The organism is Kitasatospora sp. NPDC059327, from assembly GCF_042752535.1.
GTDB lineage: Bacteria > Actinomycetota > Actinomycetes > Streptomycetales > Streptomycetaceae > Kitasatospora.
Map to the genome: position 1 here is coordinate 1 of NZ_JBHYYB010000171.1, position 7,443 is coordinate 7,443.

General features: G+C 74.2%; 6 protein-coding genes. All 6 read left to right on the plus strand.

Translation table 11 applies throughout. The annotated features are described in order from the left end of the window. Positions 1–192 precede the first annotated feature (192 nt). Positions 193–1,821: a D-alanyl-D-alanine carboxypeptidase/D-alanyl-D-alanine-endopeptidase gene (gene dacB / locus ACFXHB_RS42915; protein WP_380582362.1), complete on the plus strand. Its 1,629-nt coding sequence runs from the start codon at positions 193–195 to the stop codon at positions 1,819–1,821. Between the two features lie 601 nt (positions 1,822–2,422). Further along, positions 2,423–3,028 carry a hypothetical protein gene (locus ACFXHB_RS42920; RefSeq protein ID WP_380582363.1) on the plus strand — a complete coding sequence of 202 codons (606 nt, stop codon included), beginning with the start codon at positions 2,423–2,425 and terminating at the stop codon, positions 3,026–3,028. Positions 3,029–3,439: 411 nt separating this feature from the next. After that, positions 3,440–3,976 carry a hypothetical protein gene (locus tag ACFXHB_RS42925; RefSeq protein ID WP_380582365.1) on the plus strand — a complete coding sequence of 179 codons (537 nt, stop codon included), beginning with the start codon at positions 3,440–3,442 and terminating at the stop codon, positions 3,974–3,976. A 34-nt stretch (positions 3,977–4,010) separates the two neighbouring features. Then, positions 4,011–5,321: a NucA/NucB deoxyribonuclease domain-containing protein gene (locus ACFXHB_RS42930; protein WP_380582367.1), complete on the plus strand. Its 1,311-nt coding sequence runs from the start codon at positions 4,011–4,013 to the stop codon at positions 5,319–5,321. An 8-nt stretch (positions 5,322–5,329) separates the two neighbouring features. Further along, complete coding sequence (locus tag ACFXHB_RS42935; RefSeq protein ID WP_380582369.1) at positions 5,330–5,860, plus strand: hypothetical protein; 531 nt, start codon at positions 5,330–5,332, stop codon at positions 5,858–5,860. 403 nt (positions 5,861–6,263) lie between these two features. Beyond that, positions 6,264–7,298: a hypothetical protein gene (locus ACFXHB_RS42940; RefSeq protein WP_380582371.1), complete on the plus strand. Its 1,035-nt coding sequence runs from the start codon at positions 6,264–6,266 to the stop codon at positions 7,296–7,298. Positions 7,299–7,443 lie beyond the last annotated feature (145 nt).

Here is a 7,443-nt window from a genome sequence, read left to right on the forward strand (position 1 = left end):
GGGGGGGGCGCACCACTACCCCCGCCCCCCCCCCGCCGCGTCCCGGGATGGTCCGACCGGATGACGTTCGCCCCGCACGCCGTCAGCACGCCGTGGGCAGCCGGACATCCGCCGTTCCGCTCCCTACGCTTCCGCCGTGAGCGCCCGGGCGATCATGGCCCCGGGTCCCCGACCCCAGGAACGGTGGAACGCATGAGACCGATGATCCGCGGCCGGCTCAGGGCCTGCGCCGCTGCCGGTGCGACGCTCGTGGCAGTGGCGGGTACCGTCGTCACCGGCCCGACAGCGGTGGCCCGGGACGACGACCTCGGGCCCGCCATCGAGGCGATCATGCACAAACCCGGCTACGAGCACGCGCAGTGGGGCGTGCTGGAGATCGACGCCGCGACCGGGGAGGTGATCCATTCGAGGAACGCGAACCAGTTCTTCATCCCGGGTTCGACCACCAAGCTGGTCACCATCTCCTCCGCCTGGCACACCCTCGGTCCCGACCACCGCTTCACCACGCCCGTGCTCGCCACCGGCACCCGCGACGGCTCCACGCTGCACGGGAACCTGGCCCTCGTCGCCCAGGGCGACCTGACGATGGGCGGGCGCACCAAGCCGGACGGCTCGGTCGACTACACCGACATCGACCACACCGAAGCCAGTCTGCCCGGCGCCTCCCTCACCCCGGAGAACCCGCTCGCCGGGCTGAACGAGATCGCCCGCCAGGTCCACGACGCCGGCATCACCCAGGTCGACGGCGATGTGATCGTCGACGCCCGGCTGTTCGCACTCCCGGACCTGGACCCGCAGCCCACCCCCCTGATCATCAACGACAACCTCATCGACCTGCTCACCACCCCCACCGCCCCCGGGGAGCCCGCCCGGCTGACCTGGCGCCCGCAGGTCGCCCCCTACCAGGTGACCTCCAGCGTTCGGACCGTGGAGGCCGGCGGCCCGACGAACGTCCAGGTCACCGCCTCCCCCGACGGGACGCGGATCTCGCTGTCCGGCACGATCGCCGCCGACGCCCAGCCACTGCTGCGGGTCTCCGACATCCAGAACCCCAACGACTTCGGCCGCACCGCGCTGATCGAGGCACTGGCCCGCGCCGGCGTCGGCGTCACGGCCGATCCGACCGGCCCCAACCGCGAGGACGCGCTGCCGGCCTCCTACGACGGCGACCCGCGGGTCGCCGCGTACGTCTCCCCGCCGTACAGCCAGTACGCGAAGCTGATCCTGAAGGTCAGCCACAACCTGGGCGCGAACCTGGCCCTGTGCAACATGGCCGTCGCGCGGGGCAGCCGCACCTGCTTCGACGCCTTCGCCACCGAGCACGCCTTCCTCAGCGACGTCGCCCACGTCGACCCGAAGCAGTTCCAGCTCGCCGACGGACGCGGCGGGGTGCCGGCGGACCGGGCCACCCCGATCGGCCTCGACCAGCTCCTCGCCTACTGGCTGGGCACTCCCGATGCCGACGCCTTCCGCCTCTCGCTGCCGATCCTGGGGGTCGACGGCAGCAACGGGATCTCCTGCACCACCGACTGCCCGGCCAAGGGCAAGGTCTTCGCCAAACCCGGCACCATCCTCGGCATCGACGAGCTCAACCAGCAGATCGCGGTCGGCGCCCAGGAGGAGGCCGGCTACCTGCAGACCGACGAGGGCTGCCTGCACCTCTTCTACATCGGCGTCACCGGCGCGGCCAGCCCCGATCTCGACAGCTTCATCGGCATCTTCGACGACGTCAACCAGATCTCCGCCCTGCTGCAGGAGCAGGCCTCGGCCGCCGAACGCCTTCGCACGACCGGGCCGTCCGGCGGACTCCGGGCCCGCTGAGCGCGCCGGTCGTCACCGGACGCGGCCGGCCCGGTGACGACCGGCCCGTAGGACCCGATCCGCCCGCCCGGCGCCCCTGCGTCGCGCGGGCGGATCGCGTGGCCGGCCCGCCGCGGTGGGACCCGCGACCGGTCCGCACGGTGCGCGCTCCCCGGTCCGGAGGCGCAGGCGCGCGTTCGGGACCGCGGCGTGCGCACGTCGACGGTGGGACCACCCTCGCGCGGGCGGGCAGGCGCACCGCACCCCTCCGACGGATCGTCGCACGCCCCCACCCTCCGGCAGCCCGCCCACCCGGGGCAGGGCAGCGGCCGGGATCCGGGGGCAGGAGGGGATGCCCGGGTCCCGGCCGTGGGAGGCCCGGCCGCTCGGGGGCGCGGCCGTGGTGCTCCGCAGCCCCTCCTAGGGGGTGGTGGGGCTGCTGTGACCGGAATGCTAGACCCGCCGGGCCGCCGTGAGAAGGGCTGTGAGCTGCTGTTTTCCGGGCGCGAGCATGCCATCCGGCGGCCGGCGGCAAGCCCCCGCCGACCGGGAACCCCCGCGACCGCGACCCCGGACGCGTCATCGCGGCGGCTAGGCGCACCAGAACAGGAACGGGGTACAGGTGGGCGTCGGCTTCGCGGTGGCGGTGCCCGAGGGCCGCGGGGAGACCGTCGGGGGTTGCGTGGTGGCCGGCGGGGCCGTGGTCGGCGCGGACGGAGCGGGCGGGGCCGGCTCCGGGGCACGGCTGGTCGTCGCCGCCGCAGGGGCGGTGCTCCTGGTGGGGGCGGCGGTGGAGGCGGAGACGGACACGCTGGGGCTCGGGCCGGTGCGCCGCGCGGTCGGCCCGACCGGGGCCGTGGTCGCGCCCGTGGCGGTGGCCGGTGCGGCGGGGGGCGTGGCGCTCGGCGACGGTGTCGCGACCGGTCCGTCGGCGACGGACGGGGGCGGCGCGCCCTCCGTCCCGTTGGCGGCCAGGGTCGCGACGCCGAGCCCCGCGACGGCCAGGCCGGCGACGGAGAGCACGAGCACACCCGGCCGCCGTGCGGACCGGCGCCCGGCCCGCCGGGAGCCGACCGGCGGGGCGGACCAGCTCGGCAACGGAGGTGGCGGACCGGCGGCCGGCGGCGGCACGGCGGCCTCCGGCGGCGTCTCCCGGGTGTCCGCGAGGGCCCCGCAGCCGGGGCAGGTCATCGCGCCGTTCAGGTGGCGGCGGCAGGGCGTGCAGTAGTCCATGTGATCTTCCCGTGCTGCCGGGGTCACCGGCACACACCGGTCGTCGTCGGCCGGTTCCGCGCACGTCGTCGCGCGCATGCGGAGCCTAGGCAGCTCGACCGTGAGGGTTCCAGACCGCGCCGTGGCGCTTTCGCGAAGAGATTGCGCGCCCTTCGCGGGAGCGGGCCCCGGCGACCCGGACCGTCACCCGCCTCGCGGCCGCCCGGATCGCCCGGCGGGCAGCGCAGCGACTCCAAGCCCTGCCCCGGGCGGCACGCTCCCGTCACGCCCTCGATCACGGCAGTGATCCCCGGACGTCGGCCGGGTCACCCCGAGGGCCACTCGGATCACCGTGAGTGCCCCTTCGATGACTGGATGTCACGCTCAATGGGTAGTCCACGAACAGTCAATGGTGAGGAGACACCGGATGAACAGCATCAACCCGCGCACGGGGCTCCGACTCGCGGCCGCCGCCCTGGCGGTCACCGCCCTGGCGGTCACCGCGCCCGCCGCCTCCGCGAAGAGCACCCAGGCCGGCCAGGCCGCCCGGGACGCCACCGCCTGCGCCCCCTCCCCCACCTACCACCTCCAGGCCCAGAACATCTACGGGGACTGGGAGCGCGCCGCCGAGGTCGACACCTCGATCAACGCCTGTGCCTTCACTCCCGCCAACGACTGGACGTTCGACGTCGTCCAGGCCGCGCCGAACCGCGGCTACGGGCTCGCCGGCTGGAAGGTCCGCGCCTGGTTCCAGAACCAGGACCAGACGCCCGACTACCGCACCGTCGTCCTCAAGATCCGCGTCGACCACTGCTACCCCAACGGCACATGCGCGAACGACCTCGCCGCGTTCGACGTGAAGTACCGGCTCTTCCGCGACACCTACACCCGACAGGTCATCACCGACACCTCCACCGAGGTGATCGGCGACGCCCGCGGCTGGCGCATCGACCCCCGCTCCTGAGCCCCGACCCGACAGAACAGGAATCGAGGCAACGATGCGCCCGGACCGCCCCGCCCCCGGCCACCGGCTCCGACACCGCTCCCACGGCGTCGTGACCGCCGTCGTCACCGCCCTGCTGACGCTGGCCACCGTCACGGCCGCCGCCCCCGCCCACGCGGCCGGCAGCGGTGCCGACCCCGCCCGCCGGGACTACGTCCTGCTGGCGCCCGCCCACGTCCCCCTGACCGAACCCGGCCACGAACAGCCCCTCGACCAGCTCCTCGGGCGCATCCGCGCGATGGAGCCCGGGCCCCAGGAGAACCACGCCCCGCGGGCCGGCCGGCGCTCGGGCCAGGACGAGCTGCCCGCCTACGAGTGCCGCGAGCAGGACGCGGCCTTCCACGACCAGGGCTACGGCAAGTCGCGGTTCGTCAGCTGCCAGGCCTTCGACCTCCACCCCACCCACGTCACCTGCTGGTGGATCTTCTGCTCCGTCACCGGCAGCGCGGACGCCGAGATGACCGACATCCAGTACGGCCACAACGCCCGCCGCGAGGTCGACGTCGTCCAGGTCTTCGACAACTGGCGCCTCGAAGGTGACATCGCCGAGGTGCCGCTCAGCGTCAACGTCACCTGCACCGCCCGCGAGGGCTTCGGCCCCTGCGTCGTCGACAGCGGATTCGGCGGCCCCTACGTCCAGCCCATCGGACTCTGGGCCGCCGAAGGCTCCATCACCAGCCGCTACTACTCGTTCCGCCAGGACGCGCCCGGCGGCCTCGGTGCCGCCCTCATCAGCTACGCCGACCTCGCCGCCCACGTCTCGGTCATCGGCGAGGGCGCGGCCAACCCCTACGACGGGCCGAACAGCGGGATCCGCTGCGACTCCGCGCCCTACCTCGTCACCACCGCCGCCGGCGAGGGCTGCGTCTTCCCCTGGGTCACCGAGACCCTGCACATCTACCGCGCCGACCACCCCGAGTCCGCCGACCACATCATCACCGCCCAGTACCACCCCGACCAGACCGTCCCCGACGCCCCGAACAAGCGGATCCCCGGCGCGCCCGGCGCCGCGCCGCTGCACCGGGTCGCGGACCAGGCCGCCATCGACGCCCACCGCGCCGTCGCCGTCGCCGCCTGCCAGACGTACTTCCCCAACTACGCCCACGAGGGCCTGGACTGCGACGAGTACCCCTTCGCGTCCACCCTCGAAGGCGCCGACGACAACCTCAAGAACTACAGCGTCGAACCCATCCACGACTGGGACAACCGCGGCTCCGGAGGCAAACTCAGCGCCTTCTACCAGAACCGGCGCATCCTCGGCAGCGACTTCACCAACGACCCCTTCCACGTCCAGGTCGACCCCTGACACGCCCCGTGGGCCCCCTGCCCGAACAGCCACCCGTCTCCCCGGTCACCTCTCCGGTCGCCGAGGTGGCCGTCGAGGTGCGCGCCGAGCACCACCTCTTCCACCTCGTCGACACCGCCGCCCCACCTGGCGGCGAGCCCGACGACGAACCGGAGACCCCGCGCCACGGCCAGCTCGCGACCACCGCGCCCGGAACGGGCACCGTCACCTTCAACAGCGCACTGTCCGACCACTATCCGCACGTCAGCCTCCAGCACTGGCGCACACCGCCGCCTCCGCCGCCGCCCGGCGACTGGCCCCATCAGGTCCGGCTCGCCGTCGACCTCCAGGGCGGCCGCCTCACCCTCGCCTCCGGCGTCTCCCGCCTCCCGACCGACGCGGCCCTGCGCCTCCCGCCCGGCCGCTACACACTCACCGCCTACCGCAGCGCGCTCCGGCCCACCCGCGAACCACTCCCCCGCGGGGCCGAGCAGTGGCTGCTGCGACTGTGGCCCGTGGCGGCGGTCGACGACGATCCGGCTCGCGACCGAGGGACGTGAGACAGGACTTGAGGCACCGTCAACTCCGCCGGGTGGCAGTCGACATGGTGAGAACGACAAGTCTGTTCCGGTGAGGAACAGGCACTCGAAGCCCTCGATCACGGGCCGCCGGAGCACCGGTGGCCCGTGGTGGCGCTCGACGTCGCCACGCGGACGCGAACAGCGGTCCACGAACCGCTGGTTCCCCCCACACCGAGAGCACTGGACGCGGACCGCCGGAAGGGCGGCGGGCCGGACTCCGAACGCGACCCCGGACTCCTCTGCCCCGAAACGCTGCGGTTATGCGCCCGTCACGGCCAGTACGTCCGCACTGGGCGATAGTTCCCCTATCCCTGTACGACGTGCCCGGCGAGCCGTACATTCGCTACAACAGCGGGTGATCGACGACGTAGTGGGAGTGGTTGTGGGAAACGGGAGCACCTTCGGCACCGACAGCGGTGTGGCCTCGACGATCGCGCTGTTGGAGGCTCAGCTTCCCGCGGTGCGGGAGCGGCAGCGCCGGGCAGCGGAGGACCTCGCCGCCGTCACCGCGGAACAGGACGCCATCAGCAGGGCCCTTGAGGGGTTGCGGCTGCTGTCCGACAAGCCCCTCAGCGGCGAGGGTGAGGGCCAGGAGGAGCCGCTCGCCGCCGAGTTGTCGCCGGTCCCGGCCGAGGCCGAGGCCCCGGTCGAGGCAGCGGTGGAGGCCCCTGCGGAGGCCGAGGCCGTGCAGGATGCCGCCTCGGCACCCGAGGCACCCGAGGCGGTCGATGCGGTCGATGCGGTCGATGCGGTCGCGAAGCCGACGGACAGCGCACCCAACGAGCCCGCCACGGTGGAGGCGGCGACCGCGACCGGCCCTGGGACCGGGACGAGGAAGACGGCCAGGAGGGCTCCCGCGAAGAAGGCCCCCGCGAGGAAGACTCCTGCCAAGGAGGCTCCTGCCGCGAAGGCCACCACCAAGAAGGCCACCACCAAGGAGACTTCTGCCGCGAAGACCGGCACGGCGAAGAAGGCCGGCGCGGGGAAGAAGGCCACGCCCGCCGCCGCGGCCGGCCGGGGAACGCGGGCCTCGGCCCCCGCCCCGAAGACGACGGATCCCAAGCCCGCGGCCCCGGCGGACGCCACGCCCAAGCCCCCGGCGAAGCGGGTGTCCGCGGCCAAGAAGGCGGCTGCGCAGCCGAGTCCCGCCACCGGTGAGGCCCCCGCCGAGGCACCGGCGCCGCAGACGGCCCGGCGGCGGAAGGTCGCGGACACGGAGCGGCTGCTGGAGGTGCTCGCCCAGGCGGCGGGCCCGCTGCGTGCCCGTGAGGTGACCGAACTGATCGGCCTGGACGCCCTGGCGGGCAACGTCAACGCGATCCGCACCCGGCTGGAGCGTCTCGCCAAGGAGGACCGGGCGCAGCGGACCGGCCGCGGCCTCTACACGGTGGCGGCGCGGCCCTCGGCCGGGAACTGACGGCCGGACGGCCGGCGACTCCGGTGGGCGGTCGCCGCCGGGTCGGCCGGGCGGGGCCCGGTCACCCACGACTCCGAGGTGACACCTGAGGGGAGGCGACCGCCCCGGCAGGAGCGACACCCACAGCGGTCGCCGGCCCCCGGCC

Bases quoted from the DNA above. Each gene is read 5' to 3' on its own strand.
- dacB (WP_380582362.1), top strand. From the start codon at position 193: ATGAGACCGATGATCCGCGGCCGGCTCAGGGCCTGCGCCGCTGCCGGT.
- ACFXHB_RS42925 (WP_380582365.1), top strand. From the start codon at position 3,440: ATGAACAGCATCAACCCGCGCACGGGGCTCCGACTCGCGGCCGCCGCC.
- ACFXHB_RS42930 (WP_380582367.1), top strand. From the start codon at position 4,011: ATGCGCCCGGACCGCCCCGCCCCCGGCCACCGGCTCCGACACCGCTCC.